The 25714-nt window shown below is 74.4% G+C and carries 20 protein-coding genes, 4 pseudogenes and 1 riboswitch; of the genes and pseudogenes, 10 read left to right on the top strand and 14 right to left on the bottom strand.

All coding sequences use genetic code 11. The features are described 5' to 3' along the window. Positions 1–48 precede the first annotated feature (48 nt). Positions 49–1074, top strand: a complete 1026-nt coding sequence (locus CO540_RS02575) for an SMP-30/gluconolactonase/LRE family protein (RefSeq protein ID WP_253866384.1) — start codon at positions 49–51, stop codon at positions 1072–1074. A gap of 60 nt (positions 1075–1134) precedes the next feature. On the opposite strand, the gene CO540_RS02570 is transcribed toward CO540_RS02575, so the two are convergent. From CO540_RS02570 to pdhA, 4 genes are all read right to left on the bottom strand, one after another. Beyond that, a complete protein-coding gene (locus CO540_RS02570; RefSeq protein WP_172967777.1) occupies positions 1135–2406 on the bottom strand; it encodes an Ig-like domain-containing protein in 1272 nt (423 codons plus the stop codon). A 482-nt stretch (positions 2407–2888) separates the two neighbouring features. Next, complete coding sequence (locus tag CO540_RS02565) at positions 2889–4322, bottom strand: dihydrolipoamide acetyltransferase family protein (RefSeq protein ID WP_253866682.1); 1434 nt, start codon at positions 4320–4322, stop codon at positions 2889–2891. Positions 4323–4375: 53 nt separating this feature from the next. Next, the gene (locus tag CO540_RS02560) at positions 4376–5380 is read right to left on the bottom strand and encodes an alpha-ketoacid dehydrogenase subunit beta (protein WP_099160747.1); all 1005 of its coding nucleotides are present in this window, start codon (positions 5378–5380) and stop codon (positions 4376–4378) included. Next, positions 5380–6585, bottom strand: a complete 1206-nt coding sequence (pdhA, locus tag CO540_RS02555) for a pyruvate dehydrogenase (acetyl-transferring) E1 component subunit alpha (protein ID WP_099164553.1) — start codon at positions 6583–6585, stop codon at positions 5380–5382. The genes CO540_RS02560 and pdhA overlap by 1 nt, the downstream gene beginning before the upstream one ends. A 72-nt stretch (positions 6586–6657) precedes the next feature. On the opposite strand from pdhA, the gene CO540_RS02550 reads away from it, so the two are divergent. Beyond that, on the top strand, positions 6658–7164 hold the full coding sequence (locus CO540_RS02550) for an Lrp/AsnC family transcriptional regulator (protein ID WP_091577530.1): 507 nt from the start codon (positions 6658–6660) through the stop codon (positions 7162–7164). Positions 7165–7168: 4 nt separating this feature from the next. On the opposite strand, the gene CO540_RS02545 is transcribed toward CO540_RS02550, so the two are convergent. The 3 genes from CO540_RS02545 to CO540_RS02535 form a co-directional block, all read right to left on the bottom strand. Beyond that, entirely contained in the window at positions 7169–8152 is a 984-nt protein-coding gene (locus CO540_RS02545; protein WP_099160746.1) for a DNA polymerase domain-containing protein, read from the bottom strand. 35 nt (positions 8153–8187) lie between these two features. Continuing rightward, positions 8188–8517 carry a hypothetical protein gene (locus tag CO540_RS02540; protein ID WP_099160745.1) on the bottom strand — a complete coding sequence of 110 codons (330 nt, stop codon included), beginning with the start codon at positions 8515–8517 and terminating at the stop codon, positions 8188–8190. A 131-nt stretch (positions 8518–8648) separates the two neighbouring features. Further along, positions 8649–8879 carry a hypothetical protein gene (locus CO540_RS02535; protein WP_091577528.1) on the bottom strand — a complete coding sequence of 77 codons (231 nt, stop codon included), beginning with the start codon at positions 8877–8879 and terminating at the stop codon, positions 8649–8651. A gap of 124 nt (positions 8880–9003) precedes the next feature. Between CO540_RS02535 and CO540_RS02530 the strand changes: the two genes are divergently transcribed. From CO540_RS02530 to CO540_RS02515, 4 genes and pseudogenes are all read left to right on the top strand, one after another. Next, positions 9004–9735, top strand: a complete 732-nt coding sequence (locus tag CO540_RS02530; RefSeq protein WP_091574168.1) for a histidine phosphatase family protein — start codon at positions 9004–9006, stop codon at positions 9733–9735. Continuing rightward, positions 9719–10581 (top strand): annotated as a pseudogene (locus CO540_RS31265) (NAD(P)H-hydrate dehydratase). Before CO540_RS02530 ends, CO540_RS31265 begins: the two are co-directional and overlap by 17 nt. 68 nt (positions 10582–10649) lie before the next feature. Next, entirely contained in the window at positions 10650–11150 is a 501-nt protein-coding gene (locus CO540_RS02520) for a hemerythrin domain-containing protein (RefSeq protein WP_099160744.1), read from the top strand. 45 nt (positions 11151–11195) lie between these two features. Next, positions 11196–11285, top strand: a riboswitch (ZMP/ZTP riboswitch). Between the two features lie 18 nt (positions 11286–11303). Continuing rightward, entirely contained in the window at positions 11304–12740 is a 1437-nt protein-coding gene (locus tag CO540_RS02515) for a glycine hydroxymethyltransferase (protein ID WP_099160743.1), read from the top strand. A 37-nt stretch (positions 12741–12777) separates the two neighbouring features. Here CO540_RS02515 and CO540_RS02510 read toward each other — a convergent pair whose 3' ends face one another. From CO540_RS02510 to CO540_RS02480, 7 genes and pseudogenes are all read right to left on the bottom strand, one after another. Further along, on the bottom strand, positions 12778–14439 hold the full coding sequence (locus CO540_RS02510; RefSeq protein WP_099160742.1) for a ribulokinase: 1662 nt from the start codon (positions 14437–14439) through the stop codon (positions 12778–12780). A gap of 40 nt (positions 14440–14479) precedes the next feature. After that, positions 14480–14731, bottom strand: coding sequence for a hypothetical protein (locus CO540_RS02505; RefSeq protein WP_091574162.1), 252 nt, complete (start codon positions 14729–14731; stop codon positions 14480–14482). A 69-nt stretch (positions 14732–14800) separates the two neighbouring features. After that, positions 14801–16114: a PLP-dependent aminotransferase family protein gene (locus CO540_RS02500; RefSeq protein ID WP_099160741.1), complete on the bottom strand. Its 1314-nt coding sequence runs from the start codon at positions 16112–16114 to the stop codon at positions 14801–14803. Position 16115: 1 nt separating this feature from the next. After that, a pseudogene (locus tag CO540_RS02495) lies at positions 16116–17216 on the bottom strand (alpha-hydroxy acid oxidase). After that, positions 17209–18182 (bottom strand): annotated as a pseudogene (locus CO540_RS02490) (alpha/beta hydrolase). The pseudogenes CO540_RS02495 and CO540_RS02490 overlap by 8 nt, the downstream one beginning before the upstream one ends. Continuing rightward, positions 18179–19401: pseudogene (locus tag CO540_RS02485) on the bottom strand (cytochrome P450). Before CO540_RS02485 ends, CO540_RS02490 begins: the two co-directional pseudogenes overlap by 4 nt. 67 nt (positions 19402–19468) lie before the next feature. Next, complete coding sequence (locus CO540_RS02480; RefSeq protein ID WP_172967976.1) at positions 19469–20752, bottom strand: SGNH/GDSL hydrolase family protein; 1284 nt, start codon at positions 20750–20752, stop codon at positions 19469–19471. Positions 20753–21061: 309 nt separating this feature from the next. Here CO540_RS02480 and CO540_RS02475 point away from each other — a divergent pair, with 309 nt between their 5' ends. From CO540_RS02475 to CO540_RS02460, 4 genes are read left to right on the top strand one after another with little or no spacing between them, the layout of a single operon-like run. Further along, positions 21062–22621 carry a class I adenylate-forming enzyme family protein gene (locus CO540_RS02475; protein ID WP_099160738.1) on the top strand — a complete coding sequence of 520 codons (1560 nt, stop codon included), beginning with the start codon at positions 21062–21064 and terminating at the stop codon, positions 22619–22621. Then, positions 22618–23841: an MFS transporter gene (locus tag CO540_RS02470; protein ID WP_099160737.1), complete on the top strand. Its 1224-nt coding sequence runs from the start codon at positions 22618–22620 to the stop codon at positions 23839–23841. The genes CO540_RS02475 and CO540_RS02470 overlap by 4 nt, the downstream gene beginning before the upstream one ends. Before the next feature lie 35 nt (positions 23842–23876). Then, complete coding sequence (locus tag CO540_RS02465; RefSeq protein WP_099160736.1) at positions 23877–24266, top strand: MmcQ/YjbR family DNA-binding protein; 390 nt, start codon at positions 23877–23879, stop codon at positions 24264–24266. Positions 24267–24307: 41 nt separating this feature from the next. Further along, positions 24308–25033: an SGNH/GDSL hydrolase family protein gene (locus tag CO540_RS02460; protein WP_099160735.1), complete on the top strand. Its 726-nt coding sequence runs from the start codon at positions 24308–24310 to the stop codon at positions 25031–25033. Positions 25034–25714: the final 681 nt, after the last annotated feature.

The following is a 25714-nucleotide window of genomic DNA, read 5'->3' as shown; positions in this document are numbered from 1 at the left end:
CGCCGGCCGGGACTGCCGTCGACGCGTCGGCCGGGCCACAATGAGCCGATGGCCGTGTCTGTGCCCCGCCCGCGTGCGCCCCTGCTGATCCGGCCGGTCCGTGAGCCGGCCACCGTGCCGCCGCCGCTGGACGGGCCCTGGGCCCCCGGCGACACCCGCCTCGATCGCGCCGACCTGCTGCCGCTGCCCGCCGGCGGGCACGGGCCGGAGGACGTGGTCGTCGACGCCGAGGGCCGGGCGATCAGCGGCGACGAGGACGGCCGGCTCTGGTGGTGGCCGGCGGACGCCCCGGCCGGCACCCGGCCCACGCTGCTCGCCGAGACCGGCGGCCGGCCGCTCGGCATCGAGCTGGACCCGGTCGACGGCGGGTTGCTGGTCTGCGACGCCTACCGGGGGCTGCTGCGGGTCGACCCGGCCGGCGCGGTGCACGAGCTGACCGGCAGCGGGCCGCCGGTGCACCTAGCCGACAACGCGGCGGTCGCCCGGGACGGCACCGTCTACTTCACCGACAGCTCCGACCGGTTCCCGCTGTCCCAGTGGAAACGCGACCTGCTGGAGCACCGACCCAACGGCCGGGTGCTGGCCTACGACCGGCGCAGCGGGCGCACCGACGTGGTGGCGGACGGGCTCTACTTCCCCAACGGGCTGGCCCTCACCCCGGACGAGTCGGCGCTGATGCTGGTCGAGACCGCCACCCACCGGCTGCTGCGGGTCGAGCTGCCGGGCGGGCGGGCCACCGTGCTGGCCGACCTGCCGGCCTACCCGGACAACGTCTCCGCGGTCGGCGACGGGACGTACTGGATCGCGCTGCCCAGCCCACGCCTGCCGATCATGGAGCGGCTGCTGCCCCATCCCCGGGTGCGGCAGATCGTCGCCCTGCTGCCGGGCGCGGTGCAGCCGCAGCCCCGCCGCTACGGGCTGGTCGCGCTGGTCGACGACGCGGGGCGGGTGCTGCGCACGCTGCACGGCCCGAGCGGGGCGTACCCGATGGTCACCGGCGTGCGGCAGCACGGCCGGCAGCTCTGGCTGGGCAGCCTGACCGCGACCGGCGTGGCCCGCGTCGACCTGGACTGAGACGGCGCCGGGCCGGCGCCGCGGACGCGACGCCGGCCCGGTGGCCGTTCCTCCCCCGGTTCAGCCGCCGCTGTTGCTCCGGCTCGGGGCCGGGGCGGGCGACGACCCGCCGGCCACCGCGCCCGGGTGCGGCGTCGGACTCTGCGTGGGCTTCAGGCCCGCCGGTACGGGCAGCGCGCTGCCCTTGGCGAACTCGTTCCACCCGACGTTCCAGGCGGTGAAGCCGTTGCCCTGCTGGAGCTGCACCTCGGTGCCCTTGACGGTCACCAGGTCGCCGACCTGGGTGATGCCCATCAGCCAGTCCGCGGCGGTGGCCGAGACGTTGGTGCAGCCGTGCGAGGTGTTGTTGAAGCCCTGCTCCCCCTCCGACCACGGCGCCGAGTGGATGAACTCGCCGCCCCAGGTCAGTCGCTGGGCGTCGTCCACGTCGACCACGTAGCCGCCGTCCGGCTCACCCCGGGTGTCGAACGTGGTGTGCTCGTGCTTTTCCATGATCACCATGGTGCCGCTGGAACTCGGCGTGCTCGGCTTGCCGAGACTGACCGGGACCTTCTTGAGCAGCTTGCCGTCCTGGTAGACGGCCATCTGCTTGGTGGTGTTGTCGATGTCCAGCGACACCTGCCGCCCCACCTTGGCCGACGCCACCCGGTCCGCGTCGCCCACCGCCTCCTTGCCGATGGGCAGCCCCTCCAGCGCGCTGCGCACGCTGATCTTCGTACCCGGCTTCCACCGGTCGGGCGCCCGGTACTCGGCCTGCTTGCCGTCGGCCACCCAGGACCAGGTGCCCGGCTGCGGCGGGTCGGTCTTGACGAACAGCCGGCGCTGCACGTCCGCGCGGGCCTGCTCCGGGATCGGCGGGTCGAAACCGAGCACCACCGGCATCGCCGTCCCGTACGTCTGGTTGTCCCGGAAATACAATTCACTGGTGATGGCCGGTTTGGTGGATTTGGCCATCGTCGTGAACGTCGTCTTGCGCGTGGTGGTCTTTCCGGAATCGCCGGTAACGGTCACCTCGGCCGTGTACGCCCGGGAATTCGCCAACGGGCGGTCCGGCACCCAGCCGGAACCGTCCTCGCGCGGTTGCGCCGGCACCGGGCGGCCCTTGTCGTCGGTGAGCTTCACAGCGGTCACCCTGCCGTTGCTGACCTTCGTGCCCACCTCCGCGCTGATCGGCACGTCCCGGGCCCGGTCGATCGGTGTCACGGTGACCGACGGCGGGGCCGCCTCGGCCTTGCGCGCCACCGACTTCGGGCCGGCGGTGCACGCGCCGACCGCCAGTGGCGCGACTGCGACAGTCATCGCGAATAGCGTCAGTCGTCGCCTCACAAACATATTTCGCCCCCCATTTCCGCGTCCCCTCGCCCACATTCTGTAGGCCCGGCGTCACGCTGTGGCACCTTCGGCGGAATTGCTCGGAAACGGCTGCGCGAATCGTGCCGGACAGGTAATTCCCGTCCCGGCTTGCGCCCCACGCCCCCTCCGCCCGATTCGCGCACCACCGCCCGCCCCGCGCCCCGCCCGCCCCTCATCCGTCGATCATGAAGTTGACGGCGCACGCCCCCGATTCGCCCCCGCCAACCTCATGATCGACGGGGGGCCGGCCCGGCGAGACGGGCAGCGCTGGACGTCGCACGCCGGTCGAGCCGGCTCACACCCACGCCACCCGCACCACTGCCGCGATCTTGCAGTTGCGGCCCTCGAGAAGGGTGCGAATCGGGCACATCGAGGGCAGCAAGTGCAAGATCGCGGGCGCGGCGGCGGGGACGCGAGCGGCCCCGGCCCCCTCGGTGGGGGCCGGGGCCGGGGGCGGGGGGTCAGACGTTGGCGACCAGCAGGGCCGGCTGCTCGACGCAGTCGGCCACGTGGCGCAGGAACCCGCCGGCCACCCCGCCGTCGCAGACCCGGTGGTCGAAGGTGAGGCTGAGCTGGGTCACCTTGCGGACGGCGAGCTGTCCGTCCACCACCCAGGGCTTGTCCACGATCCGGCCGACGCCGAGCAGCGCCGCCTCCGGGTGGTTGATGATCGGCGTGGAACCGTCCACCCCGAAGACGCCGTAGTTGTTGAGCGTGAACGTGCCGCCGCTCAGCCGCGCCGGGGGCAGCGTGCCCGCACGGGCCGACGCGGTGGTCTCGGCGAGCGCGGCGGCCAGCTCCCGGGTGGTCAGCCGCTGGGCGTCGCGCAGCACCGGCACCACCAGCCCGCGGTCGGTCTGCGCCGCGATGCCCAGGTGCACCCCGGCGGACTGGACGATCCGCTGCCCCTCGGTGTCGACCCGCGCGTTGAGCTGCGGGTACCGCCGCAGCCCGCTGAGGCAGATCCGGGCCAGCAGGGCGAGGATGCTCACCGGCGCGTCCGGGGAGGCGGCGTTGATCGCGGCCCGGGTCTCCAGCAGCCCGGTCGCGTCCACGTCCACCCAGATGGTCACCTCGGGGATCTCCCGCCGGCTGCGGGAGAGCTTGTCGGCGATCACCTTGCGGATGCCGGTGAGCGGGACGACCACGTCGCCGTCGCCGGTCGGGGCGAGCCCGACGTGCGCGTCCGGGGCGTCCGGCACGGCGGCCAGCCGGGCTGGCGGAGCGGTCCGGGCCGCCTCCACGTCGACCCGGCGGATCACGCCGCCCGGGCCGGTGCCGCGCACCGACGCCAGGTCGATCCCGTGCTCCTTCGCCAGCCGCCGCACGATCGGCGAGATGACCAGCGGCGCCGCCGCCGGTCCGGAGGCCCGCGCCGGTTCGGAGTCCCGGTCCGCGGCCGCGAGCGAGCCGGGCGGCGTCGACGAGCCACCCGGGACCGCGCGACCCGTCGGGGCCGCAGGACCGGCCGGGACGGCCGCGGGGGCCGTCGGGGCGGGCTCGGAAGCCACCGCGAGGCGGGGTCGACGTCGCCGCCGACCCGGACCGCCGTGGCCGGTGCCGTACCCGATCAGGACGTTGCCGGAGCCGGCCCGCTCCTCCTCGCGGTAGGTGGCATGCGGGTCCGGGGCGTCGTCGCCGTCGAGCGGCTCGATGGTGATCAGCGGCTGGCCGACCGGGCGGACCTCGCCCGCCGCGCCGTGCAGGGCCACCACCCGGCCGGGGTACGGGCAGGGCACGTCGACGACGGCCTTGGCGGTCTCCACCTCGACCACGCTCTGGTCCACGGTGACCACGTCACCGACGGCGACCCGCCACTCGACGATCTCCGCCTCGCTCAGCCCTTCCCCCAGGTCCGGCAGGAGGAAGTCGCGTGTACCGACAGCGGCGCTCATGCCGTGCCGGCCGGGCATGGCCTCACGGCCCTCGCTTCGCTCGGTGCGTTCGCTCATGCCGCCACCCACCGGGTGTCGGGCTGGTCGTCCCACTGCAGCCGGGCGACGGCGTCCAGCACCCGGTCGACCGAGGGCAGGTGGGTGTGCTCCAGCATCGGCGCCGGGTAGGGGATGTCCAGTCCGGAGACCCGCAGCACCGGGGCGTGCAGCGCGTGGAAGCATCGCTCCTGCACCCGGGCGGCGATCTCGGCGCCGACGCCGGCGAAGCCCTGCGCCTCCTGGATCACCACGCACCGTCCGGTGCGGCGTACCGAGGCGGTGACGGTGGCGTCGTCGAACGGCACGATGCTGCGCACGTCGACCACCTCCAGGTCCCAGCCCTCCTCCCGGGCCGCCTCGGCCGCGGCCAGCGCCACCGGCACCGCCGGCCCGTACGCGACGAGGGTGGCGTCGGTGCCGGGGCGGCGCACGACGGCGGTGCCGATCGGCGCGGTGCGCGCCGGCAGCTCCGCCTCGCCGCTTCCGAAGTAGAGCTTCTTCGGCTCCAGGAACACGACCGGGTCGGGGTCGTCGACAGCGGCGCGCAGCAGGGAGTACGCGTCCTCGACGGTGGCCGGGGTGACGACCTTCAACCCCGGGGTGTGCGCGTAGTAGGCCTCGGAGGAGTCGCAGTGGTGCTCGACGCCGCCGATGCCGCCGGCGTAGGGCACCCGGATCACCATCGGCACGCTGAGCGCGCCGCGGGTGCGGTTGCGCAGCTTCGCCACGTGCGAGGCGATCTGCTCGAACGCCGGGTACGCGAACGCGTCGAACTGCATCTCGACCACCGGCCGCAGCCCGGACATGGCCAGGCCGACGGCGAAGCCGACGATGCCCGCCTCGGCGAGCGGGGTGTCGAAGCAGCGCTTGTCGCCGAAGCGGGCCTGCAACCCGTCGGTGATCCGGAAGACGCCGCCGAGTTGGCCGACGTCCTCGCCGAAGACGACCACCCGCTCGTCGTCGAGCATCGCGTCGGCGAGCGCGGCGTTGAGCGCCTTCGCCATGGTCATGGTGGCCATCAGGCGTCCCCCTCCTCGTCGCGGGCCGCTTCCAGCTCGGCCCGGACCAGTTCACGCTGCTCGACCAGCTGCGGCGTCGGCTCGGCGTAGACGTGGTCGAACAGGCTCAGCGGGTCGACGGTGGGCTGGGAGTCCATCCGGCGGCGCAGCGCGGCGGCGTACTCCTCGGCCTCCTGTGCGACGGCCGCGACGGCCGCGTCGTCCAGCACGCCGCGGGCCCGCAGGTAGGCCTCCAGACGGGCGATCGGGTCGCGGTCGCGCCACGCCTCGACCTCCTCGGCGTCCCGGTAGCGGGTCTGGTCGTCGGCGTTGGTGTGCGGCTCCATCCGGTAGGTGTGCGCCTCGATCAGGTAGGGGCCCTTGCCGGCGCGGGCGTGCGCGACGGCGCGGTTCAGCACCGCGAGGACGGCCACCGGGTCGTTGCCGTCGACTTGCTCGCTGGGCACGCCGTAGCCGACGCCCTTGTAGGCCAGGGTCGGCGCGGCGGTCTGCCGGGACAGCGGCACGCTGATCGCGTACTTGTTGTTCTGCACCAGGTAGACCACCGGGGCCTTGAACACGGCGGCGAAGTTGACGCCCTCGTGGAAGTCGCCCTCGCTGGTGGCGCCGTCGCCGATGAACGTCAGCGCGACGGTGTCCCGCCCCTGGTAGGACTCGCCGTAGGCGAGGCCGGCGGCGTGCACGGACTGGGTCGCGAGGGGGGTGCACTGGGGCGCGGTGCGGGTGACGGCCGGGTCGTACCCGCAGTGCCAGTCGCCGCGCAGCAGGGTGAGCACCTCGACCGGGTCGAGGCCGCGGGCGGTCAGCGCCATCGACTCCCGGTAGGTCGGGAAGACCCAGTCGGTGTCGCGCAGCGCCAGCACGCCGCCGACCTGGCAGGCCTCCTGGCCCCGGGCGGACGGGTAGACGGCGAGCCGGCCCTGCTTGGTCAGCGCGGTGGCCTGGGTGTCGAAGCGGCGGCCGACGACCATCCGGCGGTACATCTCGCGCAGCGTCTCGACCGGCGGCTCGGGGTAGTCGTCGCGGGGCGGCAGCGGAGTGCCGTCCGGATTCAGCAGCCGGACCGGCTCGGACTGCGGCAGCAGGCCGGCCGTCGGGTCGGGAGCGGCCGGGGTGGCCGGCCGGCGGGTGCGCGGGGATGCCCTGCGGACCGCCTGGGGTGTGGTCGTCACGGCGGGGACCTCCTGGACGTGTGGTGGCCCTATGCTCCTGCTCAGGGATGATTGACTCAACATCCGGGATGAACGCGGGACGAATGGCACGGGGAGGCGGGCGGAGTGAGCCAGGAGACCGGCACCACACCGGGCGGGGCGGGCGGAACGGGACGTTCGGTCGGGCCGCTCGACGAGGTCGACCGGCGGATCCTGCGGGAGCTGGTCGCCGACGCCCGGCTGTCCATCCGGACGCTCGCCGAACGGGTGCACGTCTCGCGCACCAACGCGTACGCCCGGGTGGAGCGGCTGCTGCGCGACGGCGTGCTCACCGGCTTCACCGCGCGGGTCGCCCCGGAGCCGGCCGGCCTGGGCACGTCGGCCTACATCGCGTTGACCATCGAGCAGAACACCTGGCGGGAGGTCTCCGCCGAGCTGGCCCAGGTGCGCTACATCGAGCACGCGGCGCTGCTCAGCGGTGAGCACGACGTGCTCGCCCTGGTGCGCGCGCCGGACAACGCCACGCTGCGCGACGTGGTGCTGGACCGGGTCCAGAGCATCGCCGGGGTGCTCTCCACCCGCACCTGGCTGGTCTTCGAGGAGTTCGACGGCACGTTGAGCCCCTGGGCCTGAGCGCTCAACGCTCCGGCGGTGACTCCAGGCCCTCGCGGTCGGCCAGCTCCAGCAGGCGTTCCAGGGAATATCGCCGTGTGTCCAGGCCGGCGTGCGGGTCGCCGCGCTCGGCGAACCGGGCCGGCATGCTCACCACGTCGAAGTCCTCCGGGCGGGCGTCGTCCAGCTCGGCCCAGTCCAGCGGCGCCGAGACCAGCGCCCGCGGCGTCGGCCGGATCGAGTACGCCGAGGTCATGGTGTGGTCGCGGGCCATCTGGTTGTAGTCGACGAAGACCGGCCGGTCGCGTTGGTCCCGCCACCAGGTGGTGGTGACCAGGTCGGGCAGCCGGCGCTGCATCTGGAGGCCGAGCGCCAGCACCGCCCGCCGGCACTCCCCGAAGCTCCAGCGCGGCTCGATCGACAGGTAGACGTGGATGCCACGACCGCCGGTGGTCTTCGGGAAGCCCTCCATGCCCAGCTCGGCGAGGAACGCCCGCACCTCGTGGGCCACCGGCACCACCTGCGCGAAGTCCACCCCGGGCATCGGATCGAGGTCGATGCGCAGCTGGTCGGGGCGCTCGACGTCGGCCTTCGACACCGGCCAGGGGTGGAACCGCAGCGTGCCGAGGTTGGCCGCCCAGATCACCACGGCCAGCTCGCTCGGGGCCACCTCGTCGGCGGTCCGGCCGCTGGGGAAGGTGATGTGCGCGGTGCGGACCCAGTCGGGCGCGCCCGCCGGCAGCCGCTTCTGGTAGAACGCGTCGCCCTTGTTCGTCTGCCGGGTGGCCACCTTCGCGCCCTCGAACACCCCGCGCGGCCAGCGTTCCAGCATGGTCGGCCGGTCCCGCAGCGCGCGCAGGATGCCGTCACCGACGGCGAGGAAGTAGCGCACGACGTCCAGCTTGGTCAGCCCGCGCTCGGGAAAGTAGGGCTTGTCGGGGCTGGAGACGCGGACCAGCCGCTCCCCCACCCGGAGTTCCTCGGCCGCCGTGGTCGCCACGCCCCACACCGTACGACGTGGACCGGCCGCACGCGGGCATCTCGTCAGGTGATCAGCAGCGCCCCGACCACGATCAGCGGCACCGAGACGAAGAGGAAGACGCCGACACCGGTCAGGACCCGCCCGCCGCCGCCGTCGTCCCGCTCGGGCGGCAGGCCGAACGCCGACCGCGCGTCCAGCATGCCGATCCGGCTCAGCGTCAGGTCGCCGGTCACCCCGATCAGGAGGCCGGCCAGGATGAACGACGCGCCGAGCCGGTGCACGAAGTCACCACCGGCGACCGCGACCCAGATGCCGACCGCGACCGCGATCACCACCGCCGCGATCACGAAGAGCACCAGCGCCTCGCGCAGACCCCGGACCACCGTCGACATGCCCGCCCCCCGGCGACCGGGACCGCCCCGGCCTGCCGGACATCCTGCCGGATCGATGCGTACGGCGCTGTCCCTCGCCCGGGCACGCGTCGGCCGGGTGGGCGCACCCACCCGGCCGATCGGGAAGACGGTCAGCCGTTCTCCCGCTGCAGGCGCTCGGCCAGCAGCTTCTTGCCCTGGTCGCCGGCCTTGCGGTTGTTCTCCTGGATCTTGCGGAACCAGGTGGCGAGCTCGGAGTCGCCCCGGTCCTCCGCGTCCGCGATGTACGTCTCCAGTTGCCAGATGTGCTGGAGTGACATCTGCAGCGCGTGGATCAGGTCGTAGTTCTTGTCCTTCACCGGGCTCATCGGCTCACGGACCATGGTCGCCACGGCACACCTCCCTGTGTCGACTTCCGGAACCGCCCGCTTACCCCTTCCCGGCACGTTCACGCACGGTGGCGACCGGCACGGTTACCCGTCCCGGACCCCGGGTACCGGAGGCCGCATGGCGGAGTTGGCATCGCTCTGGATCGTCCGGCACGGCGAGAGCACGGCGAACGTGGCGGCCACCGCGGCCGAGACGTCCGGCGCCGAGCTGATCGACCTCACCCACCGGGACGCGGACGTGCCGCTGTCGTCGACCGGCGAGGAGCAGGCCCGGGCGACCGGCCGGTGGCTGGCCGGCCTGCCCGAGGGGCGCCGGCCGGACGTGGCGGTGGTGTCGCCGTACCTGCGGGCGGTGCGCACCGCCGAGCTGGCCCTGGCCGGGACCGGCGTGCCGATGAGCCGCGACGAACGGCTGCGCGACCGGGAGCTGGGCATCCTCGACGGGTTGACCGGCCACGGCGTGCGCCGGCGCCATCCCGAGGAGGCCGAGCGACGCGCCCGGCTCGGCAAGTTCTACTACCGCCCGCCGGGCGGCGAGTCCTGGACCGACGTGGCGCTGCGGCTGCGGGCCCTGCTGGGCGACCTGCGCCGCGACCACGAGGGCGGGCGGGTGCTGCTGTTCGGCCACGACGCGTTGGTGTTCCTGCTGCGCTACCTGGTGGAGGGGCTCACCGAGGAGGAGTTGATGGCGCTCACCCGTGACCACGTGATCGCCAACTGCTCGGTCACCGGCTGGCGCGCCGACGAGTCCGGCCGCCTCACGCCGGAGCTGTTCAACGACGTCACCCACCTGCACCGGCAGGGGGCGCAACCCACCAGGGAGGACGAGGTCCATGCCGAGCCGGTCTGACGTGATCACCCCCGCGCTGCTGCGGGACTGGGCGCTGCCCGTACCGACCGGCGGCAAGGAGGCCCGAGGCACGGTGCTGGTCGTCGGCGGCTCCCGGTTCACGCCCGGGGCGGTGCTGCTGGCCGGCGTGGCCGCGCTGCGCGCCGGCGCCGGCGTGCTGCAACTCGCCGCCGCCGAGTCCACCGCCGCCGCGCTCAGCATCCAGGTGCCCGAGGCGTTGGTGGTCGGCCTGCCGGAGAACCGCGACGGCGCGGTCCGGGGCGATCCCGGCGACCTGCTCGGCGGGCTGGTCGCCGACGCGGACGTGGTGACGGTCGGCCCGGGTTGAACGACATCGACACCACCGGGGAACTGCTGCGCCTGGTCCTCGACGCGGCCGGGCCGGAGACCGCGCTGGTGCTCGACGCGTACGCGCTCGGCGCGCTCAGCCACGAGCCGGACCTGCTGGTCGGCTCGGGCCGCAGGGTGGTGCTGACCCCCAACCTCACCGAGGCCCGCCACCTGCTCGACCGCGACCCCGGCGACGACCTGGACGCCGAGGCGATCGAGCTGGCCGGCCGCTACGACGCGGTGGTCTCGCTCTACGGCCACATCGCCACCCCGGACGGCCGGGCCTGGCGGGAGGAGAGCGGGGACGCCGGGCTGGGCACCTCCGGCAGCGGCGACGTGCGCGCCGGACTGCTCGCCGGGCTGCTCTCCCGGGGCGCCGACCCCGCGCAGGCCGCCTGCTGGGCCGCGTTCGCGCACGCGGTGAGCGGGCAGCGGCTGGTCCCCCGCTACGGCCGGATCGGTTTCCTCGCCCGCGAGCTGCTCGACGAGATCCCGTACACGCTGGCCACGGTGTGATCCGCACGGTTTGTGCCGATCCGGTCGGGGGTACGGGGGCCGACATCAGTCGACCCTAGGAGGCACCGGTGTCCACCGACGCGATCGTCCTGCTCAAGGAGGACCACAAGGAGATCCGCCGCCTGTTCAAGGCGTTCCAGGACGCCGAGGACGGCCCGGCGGGCGCGCACGGGAAGATCGTCACGCAGATCCTCGAGGCCCTGACGGTGCACACCTACCTGGAGAACGAGGTGATGTACCCCGAGGTCCGCAAGCTGGTGCCGGACGTCGAGGACGACATCCTCGAGTCGTACGAGGAGCACCACGTCGCGGACGTGCTCTGCTTCGAGCTGTTCACCATGGACGCCGACGACGAACGGTACGTGGCCAAGACGACGGTGCTGATCGAGAACGTGCTGCACCACGTCGAGGAGGAGGAGCAGGAGTGGTTCCCGAAGGTCCGCGAGGCGCTCGGGCGTAACCAGCTCCAGGAGATCGGCCAGCGGATGCTCGACCTGCGGCCGAAGGCCCCGACGACGCCGACCGCCCCGAAGGCGCTGAAGAAGGCGCGCGACGCCGTCGTCGCCTGAGCGGCCCAACCCCGCAGGTCCGGCGCGGGCCCACCCGGTAGGATCGGCGCGGGCCGTGACTGGCGCGTGGAGATGGAGCACCATCGGGGAGCGGCCTCGTCATGAGGACGCATGCCGAGCGCCTGGGCCTTCCGCACGTCACCAGGAGGTCGCATGTCGCGCAACGCCGAGTCCACCGCCTTCCGCAGCGCGCTGGAGGTGATCCGCGCCGTCGAGCCGCGGGTGGCCGACGCCATCGGCGCGGAGCTGGCCGACCAGCGCGAGTCGCTGAAGCTGATCGCCAGCGAGAACTACGCCTCCCCCGCGACCCTGCTGGCCATGGGCAACTGGTTCAGCGACAAGTACGCCGAGGGCACCGTCGGTCGGCGCTTCTACGCCGGCTGCCAGAACGTGGACACCGTCGAGGCGCTCGCCGCCGAACACGCCCGGGAGCTGTTCGGCGCCGCCCACGCATACGTGCAGCCGCACTCCGGCATCGACGCCAACCTGGTCGCCTTCTGGGCGATCCTGGCCGACCGGGTCGAGTCCCCCGCGCTGAAGAAGGCCCAGGCCCGCCACGTCAACGACCTCACCGAGGCGGACTGGTTCGCGCTGCGCCGGGAGCTGGGCGACCAGCGGATGCTCGGCATGTCGCTGGACGCCGGCGGCCACCTCACCCACGGCTTCCGGCCGAACATCTCCGGCAAGATGTTCGACCAGCGCAGCTACGGCACCGACCCGGCGACCGGGCTGATCGACTACGACCGGGTGGCCGAGGCGGCCCGCGAGTTCCGGCCGCTGATCCTGGTCGCCGGCTACTCGGCGTACCCCCGGAAGGTGAACTTCCGGATCATGCGGGAGATCGCCGACTCGGTCGGCGCCACCTTCATGGTCGACATGGCGCACTTCGCCGGGCTGGTCGCCGGCAAGGTCTTCACCGGCGACTTCGACCCGGTGCCGCACGCGCACATCGTCACCACCACCACGCACAAGTCGCTGCGCGGCCCGCGCGGCGGCATGGTGCTGTGCGGTCCGGAGCTGGCCGACCAGGTCGACCGGGGATGCCCGATGGTGCTCGGCGGCCCGCTGCCGCACGTGATGGCCGCCAAGGCGGTCGCGCTGGCCGAGGCCCGGCGCCCCGACTTCGCCGACTACGCCCAGCGGATCGTCGACAACGCCCAGGCCCTCGCCGACGGGCTGCTGCGCCGGGGCGCGACGCTGGTCACCGGCGGCACCGACAACCATTTGGTGCTCATCGACGTGTCCAACTACGGGCTGACCGGGCGGCAGGCCGAGCAGGCGCTGCTCGACTCCGGCATCGTGACCAACCGCAACGCGGTGCCGCAGGACCCGAACGGCGCCTGGTACACCTCCGGCATCCGGATCGGCACCCCGGCGCTGACCACCCGGGGGCTCGGCGCCACCGAGATGGACGCCACCGCCGAGCTGATCCACACCGTGCTCAGCCAGACCACGGCCGGCACCGGCCCGGACGGCGCCGCGTCCAAGGCGAAGTACGTCCTCGACCCGGCGGTCGCCGAGCAGGTCGGCAAGCAGGCCGCCGACCTGCTCACCCCCTTCCCCCTCTACCCCACCGTCGACCTGGCCTGACTCCGACCGGCTGCCGCCGCCGACCCGAACTCCCCGGTCACCGTGGGGAGGGCGGGTCGGCGGGGGCGCGGCGGGCGTGGAGGCGGTGCAGGAGGTCGGTGCCGCCCCGGCCGAAGTGGTCGTGCAGGGCGCGGTAGTCGGCGTACAGGTCGTCGTAGGCGTCGGCGCGGGCCGGGTCCGGATGGACCGTCTCGCGGTGTGCCGCGCCCATGGCCGCCGAGGCGCGCTCCACGTCCGGGTACACGCCGGCGGCGACCGCCGCGTGGATCGCCGCGCCCAGCGCGGCCGGGTGCGCGGCGGCCAGCACGTGCAGCGGGCGGCGCAGCACGTCGGCGTAGACGCGCAGCAGCAACCGGTTCGCGGTGAGACCGCCGGCCACGGTCAGCTCGTCCACGGCCAGGCCGGCGGACCCGAACGCCTCGAGCACGGTGCGGGCGCCGAACGCGGTCGCCTCCAGCAACGCCCGCCAGATGTCCTCCGGCCGGGTGGCCAGCGTGAGCCCGACCAGCACGCCGCTCAGCTCGTGGTCCATCAGCACCGAACGGTTGCCGCTGTGCCAGTCCAGCGCCAGCAGCCCGTGCCCGCCGACCGGCTGGTCGGCGGCGAGCGCGTCCAGCAGGTCCTGCGGCGACAGGCCGCGCCGGGCGGCCTCCTCGGCGTACGCGGCGGGCAGCCCGCGCTCGACGTACCAGGCGAAGATGTCGCCGACCCCGCTCTGCCCGGCCTCGTAGCCCCAGTGGCCGGCGGTCACCCCGTCCGCGACCACCCCGCAGACGCCGGGCACCTCGTGGCGGTGCTCCGCGTTCAGGATCAGGCAGGTGCTGGTGCCGAGCACGGCGAGCATCCGGCCGGGCGCGACCGTCCGGGCCGCCGCCGCGGTCACGTGCGCGTCGATGGCCCCGGCCGCGACCGGGACGCCGGCGGGCAGGCCGGTCCAGCCGGCCGCCTCCCCGGTCAGCAGGCCCGCGCGGGCGGCCGGCGGCAGCAGCGGGCCGTGGTCCAGCTTCGCCAGCAGGCCGGGCAGCTCCGGGTGCAGCGCGGCGAGGAAGCCGGCGTCCGGGTCACGGCCGTCCTGCCGCAGCCCCTTGAACCCGGCGGCGGAGGCGTTGCGGGTGGCCCGCCCGCACAGCCGTCGGACCAGCCAGTCCGCCGTCTCCACCCAGTGTCGGGCCCGGTGGAACACGACCGGGTCCTCCTCCAGCACCTCCAGTGCCTTGGCCAGCTGCCACTCGGCGGACACCCGGCTGCCGTAGCGGGCCAGCCAGCTCTCGCCGCGCGCCTCGGCCAGGGCGGTGATCCGCTCGGCCTGCCGCTGGGCGGCGTGGTGCTTCCAGAGCTTCGGCCAGGCGTGCGGCCGGTCCCGCAGGTCGGGCAGCTCGGCGAGCGGGGTGCCGTCGGCCAGGGTGGGCAGCACCGTGCACGAGGTGGCGTCCACCCCGACGCCGACCACCTCGGCCGGATCGATCCCGGCGGCACGGACGGCGGCGGGTACGGCGGTCCGCAGCACCTCCACGTGGTCGGCCGGGTCCTGCAGCGCCCAGCCGGGCGGCAGCGCCGGCCCGCCCGGGAGCCGCTCGGTCAGCACTCCGTGCCGGTAGGCGTGCACCGCGCTTCCCCGCTCGGCGCCGTCGACCACGTCGACCACCACGGCCCGCCCGGAGAGCGTGCCCAGGTCCACCCCGACCACGTAGCGACCCACCGCTGCTCCCCTCCCCTGCCGGCGGGGAGACGCTATCGGGTCAGCGCAGCGGGCGCTTGAGGTGGTAGCGGTGCACCTCGGTGCTGCCCTGCACGTTGTTCACGTCCTCGGCGGCGGAGACCAGCTCCCAGCCCTCGCGGCCGACCCGGTTGAGGTGGGCGATCGCGGTGTCGCCGTACGCGGTCACGTCGGAGCGCGAGCCGTCCGGGCCGTACCAGACGAACGTGACGTGGAAATTGCGGCCCTGCCCCTGATAGCGACGGACCAGCAACGCGTACTCCCAGGCAACCATCCGTCCATTATCAACGGAGCGCGCCGCGCCGGGGAACACGGGTGGTGCCGGAACGGCGACAGTGCGCCGTCACGCCGGCGCACCCACGCCGGCCGTCACGTCGCCGACCAGCGCGGCGAGCCGGTCCAGGCCCAGGTCGATCTGCGCCGGCGTGACCGCGCTCACCGACAGGCGCAGCGCGCGCACCGGCGTGCCGGCGTCGTAGAAGTGCGCCATCGGCGTCCAGAGCACGCCGTACTCGCGGGCCGAGCGGTGCAGCAGCGCGTCGTCCACCGGGAACGGCACGGTGACCACCACGAAGAAGCCGCCGGCCGGCACGGTCCAGCGCACCGGCCCGCCAGCCGGGAAGCGCCGCGCCAGGCCGTCGACCAGGTGACCCAGGTTGCGGGCGTACGCGGACCGCTCCCGCACGTTGGCGGCCACCAGCGAGCAGTCGTGCGCCAGCAGCGCGCCCCCGATCACCGCCTGGCTGATCGGCGAGGTGTTCACCGTGACCATGCTCTTGATCTTCGCGAGCTGGTCGGCGAGCGGGCCGACCGTGCCGTCGGAGCCGCCCACCCGCTGGTCGGCGACCACGTAGCCGACCCGCGCGCCGGGCAGCACGGTCTTGGCGAACGAGCCGAGGTAGACCACCCGCCGCGCGGTGTCCAGCGCCTTGAGCGTCGGCCGCCGGTCCGTGCCGGCCGCCGGGAACAGGCCGTACGGGTTGTCCTCGATCAGCAGCAGGTCCTCGGCGGCGGCCAGGTCCAGCAGCCGGTGGCGGTGCGCGGTGTCCATGCTGACCCCGGACGGGTTGGCGAAGTCCGGCATCACGTAGCAGGCCCGGGGCCGCAGCCCCTCGGCGCGGGCCCGGCGCACCCCGGCGCGCAGGTCGGCCAGGTCCACCCCGTCCGGCCCGCCGGCCACCGGGCGCACCGGCAGGTCGACCAGGCGGGCCGCGCCGGTGAGCCCGACGTACGTGGGCGCGACCGCGAACAGCACGTCGGCCGGGTCGGCCCGCAGCGCGCGCAGCACCAGGAACATGGCCTCCTGGCAGCCGACCGTCACCACGATCGTCTCCGGGTCGACGCTCATCCGCTCGTCCACGGCCAGGTGCCGGGCGATCAGGTGGTGCACGATCCCCTTGGTCCGCCCGTACTGCAACAGCGTGCGGTCGACCTGCGCCCGGTCCAGGCCGAGGTCGTCGGCGAGGTGCCGGCGGAACCGGTCCAGGTGCGCGTGCAGCAGCGCCGAGTCGAAGAACTCCTCGTAGGGCCGGCCGGCGGCCAGCGACACCGCCTCCGGGTAGTGCTGCGCCACCTCGTTAAGGAAGTTCATCGAGTTCAGCGCGGGGTCGTCGACGCTGCCGTGCAGCGCCGTGACGGCCAGGTCCACCGGCTCCACGTCAGCCTCCGATCCGGGTGCGCAGCCGCCGGGCCGCGGCCGGGTCCGGGCAGCCGCTGAGGATGAGGGGCGTCGCGCAGCTCGGCGGCGAGCAGCGCCAGGGCGGCCTCGGCGCCGGCCCGGCCGCCGGCTGCGAGCGCCCACAGCAGCGGCCGGCCGACCAGCACACCGGTGGCGCCGAGGGCGAGCGCCCGCAGCACGTCGGTGCCGCTGCGGATGCCGCTGTCCAGCATTACCGCGCACCGCTCCGCCACCGCGTCGACGACCTCCGCAGCACAGTGGCGGTGGCCGGGGGCGCGTCGAGCTGCCGGCCGCCGTGGTTGGAGACCACCACCGCGGTCCACGCCGGCGTCCGCCGCGCGGACCGCGTCGCGCGCGTCCAGGATGCCCTTGACCAGCAACGGCACCGGGGTACGCGCCCGCAGCCAGGCCAGGTCGGCCCAGCCCAGCGCCGGGGCGAAGACCGCGCCGGTGTGCGCCTGCACCGCGGACACGCCGGGAGTGCCCTGGTGGGCCAGGTCGTCCCGGTCGCCGGGCAGGTTGGCGGCGGTGACGTGCGGCGGCAGCGCGAAGCCGTTGCGTGCGTCGCGCAGCCGACGGCCGAGCACCGGCACGTCCACGGTCACCATCAGCGCGGCGCAGCCGGCGGCCGCCGCCCGGTCCAGCAGGTCGGCGACCAGGCCTCGGTCGCGCAGCCAGTAGAGCTGGAACCAGACCGTCGCGCCGGTGGCGGCGATCTCCTCGATCGGCGTGCTGGACAGCGTGCTGGCCACGTAGGGCACGCCGGCCACGCCGGCCGCCGCCGCGAGCGCCGGCTCGCCGTCGGGGTGCAGCAACCGCTGGTACGCCATCGGCGCGACCGCCACCGGCAGCGCGGCCGGGCCGCCCGGCAGCGCCGCCCCGGTGGACGGGTCGTCCACACCGGCCAGCATCCGGGGCAGCACCGCCACCCGGTCCAGCGCGGCCCGGTTCGCGGCCAGCGCGGTCTCGGTGCCGCTGCCGCCGTCGACGAAGTCCCACACGTCGGCCGGCAGCGCCGCCCGGCCAACGCGGCGAAGTCGGCCAGGCTGACCGGCGGCACGAACGAACCGGACTCAGCCATGCTCGGTCCCGACGCTCGCCGGGGCCGGTGCCGGGTCGAGGCCGAACCGCCGACGCAGGAACGCGGCGGCCCGCTCCTGGGCCTCGCGGCCGGCGTCGAACACGCCGGGCATGGCGAAGAAGCCGTGCACCATGCCCGGGTAGTCGGCCGTCTCGGTGGGCACGCCGGCCTCCCGCAGCCGCTCGGCGTACCGCCGGCCCTCGGCGCGCAGCGGATCGTGCCCGGCGGTGACCACGAGCGCCGGGGGCAGTCCGGACAGGTTCTCGGCGAGCAGCGGCGAGGCGAGCGGGTGGGCCGCGTCGCCGGGGTCGGCGAGGTAGTGGTCCCGGTACCACCGCACCGAGTGCCGGTTGAACAGCAGCGGGTCCTCGTCGTCGGTCGGGCGCTCGCCGGGGCGTTGGTCGGTGTTCGGGTAGACCAGCACCTGGGCGGCGAGCCGGGGACCGCCGTCGGCGCGGGCCAGCAGCGTCACCGCGGCGGCCAGGTTGCCGCCGGCGCTGTCGCCGCCGACCGCGAGCCGGCCCGGGTCGACGCGGAACTCGTCGGCCCGCGCGGCGACGTGGCGCAGCCCGGCGTGGCAGTCCTCCACCGCGGCCGGGAACGGGTGTTCCGGGCGAGCCGGTAGCCGACGGTCACGGTCTGGCAGCCGGCCAGGTTGACCAGGCGGCGGCAGATCCCGTCGGCGGTGTCCACGCTGCCGAGCGTCCAGCCACCACCGAAGAACCAGACCAGCGTGGGCAGCGGGCCGTCGCCGGGCGGCCGGTGGATCCGCACCGGCAGCGGCCCGCCCGGGCCGGGCACGTGCGTGTCGCGTACCTCGGCGACCGGCTCGACCGCGCCGGAGCCGGCGCGGATCGCGGCGAGGTCGGCGGCGCGGGCCTCGGCGAGGGTCTGGGTGTAGAGCGGCGCGGTGCCGGTGGCGGCGCGCGCGGCCCGCCACGCGAGGACCTGCGGGTCGAGCGTCATCCGGCCTCCCCGGTGGTGACGAAGAGCTTGTCGATGCCGCGCAGGAACAGGCTCCCGCTGTAGGTCCAGGGCTGGGTGACGGTGAGGCGGGGGAACCGGGCGAACAGCCGGGGCAGCGCGATCCGTCCCTCCAGCCGGGACACCGCCGAGCCGAGGCAGAAGTGCAGCCCGACGCCGAACGCCAGCGACGGCGGCCCGGCGCGGCGCGGATCGAAGCGGTCCGGGTCGGGGAACCGGGCCGGGTCCCGGTTGGCGGCGGCGATCAGCAGCAGCACGTTGTCGTCGCGCGCGACCGGAACGCCGTCCACGTCGGTGTCGGCGGGCGCGGAGCGGGCCAGGAAGTGCACCGGACTCTCCATCCGCAGCACCTCGTCCACGCAGCCGCGGGCCAGCGCGTCGTCGCCGGGCAGCGCGGCGGTCACCTCGGGGTGGTCCAGCAGCAGCGGCAGCCCGTTGCTGAACATGTAGACGGTGGTGACGAAGCTGGCGTTGAACAGCACGATCAGGTTGCTGATCAGCTCGTCCTCGGTGAGGTCGACGTCGCCCGCGTCGAGCACCTCGACCAGCCCGCTGATCAGGTCGGTGGCGGGTGAGCGGCGCCGGTGGGCGATCAGGTCCCGGTAGTAGACCCGCAGTTCCTCGGCGGCCTGGTTGGCCCGGGCCAGCCGCTCCGGCGTCTTGCCGGAGACGTCCATGTACTCGTCGATCCAGTCGACCCGCTGCCGGTACCAGGCCAGGTCCGCCGCCGGCAGGCCGACGAACTCGGCCATCACCAGGGCCGGGACCGGGTACGCGAAGTCGGCGACGAAGTCGACCTCGGCGCCGTGCCCGCCGGCCTCGGCCATCCGGTCCAGCCGCTCCTCCACGATCCGCACCACCACCGGCTCCAGCGCGCCGAGCCGGCGCGGCGTGAAGGTCCTCGCGAAGACGGCCCGCATCCGGGTGTGGTCCGGCGGGTTGACGAACATCATCGAGGTGAGGAAGGTACGCAGGATCTCCTGCTCCTCCCAGCCCGGCGGGAGGCCCTTGTACCAGTCGGGATCGCGCAGGATCCGGTCCACCACGTCGTAGCCGCCGGCGACGGCGGTCACGGTGCTGTGCTCGGCCCGGACGGGAATGTGGTTGATCGGCCCGTGCGCGTGCAGGGCGCGTAGAAGGGATAGGGGTTCTGCCGGCCCTGCTCGCTGTACAGGCCGGTGAGGATCTCGCTGACGTCCACGGCGGTCGTTCCTCCCCAGGAATGGCGGCGGGGGCGGCCGCCGTGCCGACGCCGCCCCCGCCCGGTGTCACAGCCCGAGCAGCCGCAACGGGACGGCGTTCGCCATCGCCCGCGCGCCCGCGTCGTTCGGGTGGATGTGGTCCCCGGCGTCGTACGCCGGCAGCAGCCGGCTCGGCCGTGCCGGGTCCCGCAGCACGGCGTCGAAGTCGAGCACGCCGTCGAACTCGGCCCGCCCGGCGCCACGCAGCCAGGTGTTGACCGCGTTGCGGGTGGCGTCCTTCTCCTCGGTCCACACCCCCGGCCCGCCGTTGCCCTCGTACGGCGTGATCGTGCCGACCAGGCTGGTCAGGCCGCGGGCCTTGACCTGCTGGTTGAGCTGCCGCAGCGAGGCGATGATCGCCTCCGCGCTGTCGCCGCTCATCCAGATGTCGTTGATGCCCAGGTGGGTGATGACGGTGCGCACCCCGGTCTGCGGGAACACGTCCTCGTTGAGCCGGGCCAACGCGTTCGGGCCCAGCTCGTAGTAGCCGGGGAAGCCGCCCGCGCCGGGCTCGGTGCCCTCGTGGTTGAGCCGGTTGCCGGCCAGGCTGAGGTTGAGCACCCCCGGGGTGCGGACCTCCGGACGCGCGTCGATCAGGCGCTCGGCGAGCAGGTCCGGCCACCGCTGGTCGGTGTTGACCGTGCTGCCGTTGCCGTCGCCGATGGAGTCGCCGAGCACCACCACCGAGCCCGGGGTGGCCCGCCGCTCGACGTCGATGCCGGAGAGGAACATCCAGCAGCAGTTGGGCTTGACGGTGAATCCGGCGCCGCCCGGGGTCGTGGTCAGGTCGGTCGCGCCGATGAAGTTGGTGACCCGGGACTGGCCGTGGAACGTGACCGGGCCGGTGAGCACCGGGAAGTACAGGGTGACCACCAGGTCCTCCTGCTCGGCCACCGGATAGGGCAGCGGGTCGCTGAGCAGTTCCGCGCCCTTGTTGATGGTCGCCGACGTGCCGCCGGAGAACCGCAGCTCGCGGACGCTGGCCGGGTCGACGTCGGACAGGTCGTCGGTGGTGGCGGTGTTCGGCCGGGCGATCGTCGCGTGGCCCACCTTCACCGCCTGCTCGCCGTAGAGGTTGGTGAGCCGGACCCGCAGCCGGGGACCGCCCACCGTGGTCTGCACGGTCATCCGGATGCTCTGGTCGTTCAGGCCGGTGTTGGTCAGCCCCACGGTGTTGCCGCGGGTCACCGCCGCGGCCCAGCTCCCGGCCCACTCCGCGCGCCCGTGCCCGGCGCGGTCGGTGTCGGTGGGGCCGGCGCTCGCGGTCACCGCCGGGGTGCCGGCGAGCAGCAGCGTTGCGGCGGAAGCTATGACGTGCCATCTCTTCGGGGTCGGCATCGATCCTCCATGGTCGGCAGCCCCGGGCGTGGCGCGGTCGGCGTCACCGCCCGGTCGATGGACGGGAAACTAGCCGTCTGCGATGACGAGCGTCAATCAACCTGATCGACCTGATCAAATGCCCGGGGGGCGCGAGCCGACGCCGATCGGCTCTGTCCGCCGTGGACCGCCGATGCCTAGGCTCGGAACCGGCGGCGGTGCGGTCGCCGACTTTGGCACCTGCCGTCGTATCCCGGCTCCGACCTGCCCGGACGCCGTTCGCGGACCACGATGGGGGCTGCCATGACCGACCGCCCGAACTACGTGCACGAGGCGCTGGACCTGTTCGCCGGATTCGGTGATCGGGAGGCGCTGGTGGCGGGCGACCGCCGGCTGACCTACACCCAGGTCGCCGCCGAGGTGCGCGCCCTGGCCGCCGCGCTGCGCCGGCACGGCGTACGGCCGGGCGCGGCGGTGCTGGTGATGCTCGGCAACACGCTCGAGGGGCCGCTGCTGCAACTCGCGCTGCACCTGCTCGGCTGCCGCAGCATGTGGATCGCCCCGGTCACCTCCCGCCGCGAGATCGACGAGTTCGTCGCGCTGGCCGAACCGGAGGTCTTCGTGCACGACCCGCGCGACCCGCTGGGCGGGCAGCTCGCCGCGGGCCTGGCCGGCGTACCGGTGCTCTGCCTCGGGCCGGGCGGCGCCGGGCCGGACCTGACCGCCGGCGGCGCGGAGCCGGCGCCGCCGCCGGCCGACGTGCCCGCGCCGGAGTCGTTCCTGCAGACCAGCGGCACCACCGGCACGCCGAAGCTGGTGCACCACCGGGAGAGCTTCTACCGGCAGGTGCTCGCGCTGGCCGCCGACTTCCGGGGCGCCGGGTTCCCGCTGCTGCGACACCTGTCGCACTCGCCGATGTGGCTGGCCAGCGGCCAGATCACCACGTTGTTCAACCTGTTCACCGGCGGGGTGCTGTTCCTGCGCGAGCGGTGGGACCCGGCCGCGTTCGTCGCCACCGTGGACGCCGAGCGGCTCACCTCCACGTTCGTCACCCCGCCGATGCTCTACGAGGTGCTCGACCACCCCGACCTGCCGGGCGCCGACTTCTCCGCGATGTTCATGTTCAACGTGGGCGCCGGGCCGGCCGCGCCGGCCCGGCTGCGTCAGGCGATCGCCCGGTTCGGCCCGTGCCTACGGATCGTCTACGGGCTCAGCGAGGCGGTGGTCATCTGCGCGCTGCCCGGGCTCACCGAGGACCCGGAGCATCCGGAGCGGCTGCGGTCCTGCGGCCGGCCGTACGGGGACGTGACGGTGCAGATCCGGGACGCCGACGGGCGGGTGCTGCCGGCCGGCGTCGACGGCGAGGTGTGGGTGCGCACGAAGCTCAGCTTCGCCGGCTACCACGGGCAGCCCGAGCTGACCGCCGAGTCGCTCGTCGACGGCTGGGTGCGCACCCGGGACATCGGCCACCTCGACGCCGACGGGTTCCTCTACCTGGTCGACCGGCTGCAGGACCGGATCCTCACCCGGCAGCGCAGCTGGCCGATCTACTCCCGCCCGATCGAGGACGTGCTCGCCGGCCACCCCGAGGTCCGCGCCGCCGCGGTGATCGGCGTGCCGGACCCGGTGGCCGGGGAACTGCCCCACGCGTACGTGGTGCCCGCGCCGGACGCGACCGTCACCGGCGACGAGCTGATCGCGTTGGTGACCCGGGAACTGAGCGGGACGTGGGCGCCGGGCGCGGTGGAGTTCGTCGACGCACTGCCGCTGAACCGGTCCGCGAAGGTCGACAAACGGGCGTTGCGGGCCCGGTACGCCGCCGCGCACCCGGCCGACACCGACTCGGTGGGGACCTCGGCGTGAACCCGCGCCGGGAGTTGTACACCCTGGTCGGCGCCGACCTGCTGTCCAACCTCGGCACCCGGATCTCGGTGGTCGCCATCCCCTGGCTGGTGCTGGAGACCACCGGCAGCCCCACCCGGATGGGCCTGGTCGCGGCCGCGGAGACGCTGCCGTACATGCTCTCCAGCGCGCTGGCCACCCCGTGGGCGGACCGGTTCGGGGTACGCCGTACCTCCGTCGTCGTGGACGCCGCGAGCGCCGCCGCGATGGCGGTGGTGGCGTTGGCGCCCTGGCTGGGGTTCGGCACGCTGCTGGTGCTGGTGGCCGTCGCGGGCGGGCTGCGCGGCATCGGCGACCGGGTCAAGCACGTGCTGTTCAAGCCGGCCGCGGAGCGGGCCGGGGTGCCGTTGATCCGACTCACCTCCGCCTACGACGGGCTGGCCCGGGGCATGACGCTGTTCGGCGCGGTGCTGGGCGGTCTGCTCATCGACTGGGTGGGGCTGACCCGGGCGATCTGGATCGACGCGGCCACGTTCGCGGTGTGCGCGCTGCTGATCGGGCTGCTGGTCCGGCCGCCGACGCCGGCGCACCCGGCGCCCCGGGAGCGTTATCTGCGGGCGCTGCGCGGCGGCTTCGCGTACCTGCGCACCGATCGGACGCTGCTGACCATGCTGATCGTGGTGTCGGCGTCCAACATGTTCGCCAACGCCAGCGTCGCGGTCTGGATTCCGCTCTGGGTGAGTGAGGTGCTCGGCGACCCGGCCGGGTTCGGGCTGCTGCTGGGTGTGTTCTCCGCCGGCGCGCTGCTGGGCAACCTGCTGTTCACCGTGCTCGGCACGCGGTTGCCGGGGCAGGCCGTGTTCGCGCTGGGGCTGGCGCTCAGCGGCACGCCCCGGCTGCTCGCCCTGGCGCTCAGCGACGACCTGGTCGTGGTGCTGGTGGTGACGTTCCTGTCCGGCATCGGGATCGCGGCGGTGAACCCGCTGCTCGGCGCGGCGCTCTACCAGCGGGTGCCGGAGGCGTTGCAGACCCGGGTGCTGGGCATCTCCGGCTCGGTGGCCTTCCTGGGCCTGCCGGTCGGCGCGTTGCTCGGCGGCTGGTCGGTGGCGGCGCTCGGGCTGCACCGGGCGCTGCTGGTGATGGCGGTGGCCTGCCTGGTGCTCACCGTGGTGCCGCTGCTGTTCGCCCGCTCGTCGACCGACCGCCCGGCGTCGGAGCCGGTCGCGGCCACGCCGGCCTGAGCGGCGGTGTCGGTGGGTGGGCGTAGGGTCGGCCCATGGCGAGCTGGGACGACGTCCGGCGGGTCGCGCTGGCCCTGCCCGAGACCACCGAGCGCGGGTCCTACGACGACCTGCCGGCGTGGCGGGTGCGTGACAAGATGTTCGCCTGGGAACGGCCGCTGCGCCGCGCCGACCTCGACGCGCTCGGCGACGCCGCCCCCGACGGGCCGATCCTCGCCGCCCGGGTGCCCGACCTGGGCGCCAAGGAGGCACTGCTCGCCGACGACCCGGCGGTCTACTTCACCGTGCCCCACCTCGACGGCTACCCGGCGGTGCTGGTGCGGCTCGACCGGATCGGGGCGGCCGAGCTGACCGAGCTGCTCACCGAGGCGTGGTATGCCCGCGCCCCGAAGCGGCTCGCCGCCGCGCACCGGGCCGGCGCCTGACGGTCTTCCTCCGGCGCGTCGGCTCGGCTAGCCTGCCGGGCATGCCATCGACGCTGACCGAGGCGACGGACCCGTGGTGCCTGCGCCCCGGTGAGGCGGGCGAGCTGTTGCGCGGGCATCCGTGGCACCGGTTCGTGGTGCTGGGCGACAGCGTCGCGGAGGGGCTCTGCGAGCCGGTCGACGGCTACCCGGACGTCCAGTGGGCCGACCGGATCGCGGCCGAGCTACGCGGGGTGCGGCCCGATCTGGCATACCTGAACCTGGGTCGGCGTGGGCTGCGCGCGCACGAGGTACGGGCCACCCAACTGACCGACGCGCTGGCCTTCGGCCCGGACCTGGCGCTGGTGGTGTGCGGCGGCAACGACGCGTTCCGGCCCGGCTACGACCCGGACGCGGTCGACGCCGAACTGTCCGCGATGGTCGCCGCGTTGCGCGACGCCGGGGCGGACGTGATCACGGTGGGCATGTTCGACGTGTCGCACAGCCCGGCCGTGCCGGACGCGCTGCGGGCCGGCCTGGGCGAGCGGATGCGCCGGCTGTCCACGCACACCCGCGCGGTGGCGCAGCGCCTCGGCACGTTGCACGTGCACCTGACCGACCATCCGCTGGTCGCGGACCCGTCGCTCTACAGCGGCGACGGCCGGCACGGCAGCGCCCGTAGCGACGCGGTCGCGACCGCCGAGACGCTGCGCGTCCTCGCCACCCGCGACACCTCCCGGCCACCCGCCGGCGACGATCTCCGGCACGGACCGACCCCCGCCACATAGCCGGCCCCACCGGCCCGCCCCGGCCCGACGCCGTCCGTGGCGCGGCTCTGCGCGCCGGTCGGGTCCGGACGTGAGCGGCTCAGGCGCGCCGCTCAGGCGGCGCGGCTCAGGCGGCGCGGCTCAGGCGGCGCGGCTCAGGCGACGCGCTCAGGCGGCGCGGCTCACGGCGCGGCTCAGGCGTGCGGCTCAGGCGTGCGGCTCAGGCGTGCGGCTCAGGCGTGCGGCTCAGGCGTGCGGCTCAGGCGTGCGGCTCAGGCGTGCGGCTCACGGCGCGGTCGGGCCGGCGACTCCGGCATGGGCCGGGTTCGCGCGAGCACACGCGCCGGGCCCGGCCGGGCTGGACGACTCCCGGAGCCTGTGGCGGAGGCCGATCACCTGCGAATGCCTTTCGAGCTGATATCACCAACGACTCACCGACGCCGTCGCCGGGATCCGCCCGTGGCCGGCACGCTCTGAGTCGTTTCTGATATCAGCTCGAAAGGCAGTGGAAACGCGTCGCGCTGCCCGACGCGAACGCCACCACCGAGACCGGACACGACCAGGCGCGGTCAGGCACGCCAGGAACCGCCCCTCGAAAGACAGTCGAAGACGCATCACGCCGCCCCACCCGAACGCCACCACCGAGACCGGACACGACCAGGCGCGGTCGGGCACACCAGGAACCGCCCGTCGGTGGCCGGC

It is taken from the genome of Micromonospora sp. WMMA2032, from assembly GCF_002688545.1.
Lineage (GTDB): Bacteria > Actinomycetota > Actinomycetes > Mycobacteriales > Micromonosporaceae > Micromonospora > Micromonospora sediminicola.
The sequence above is the reverse complement of the archived record's forward strand: the minus strand, read 5'-3'. Positions and strand labels throughout refer to the sequence as shown.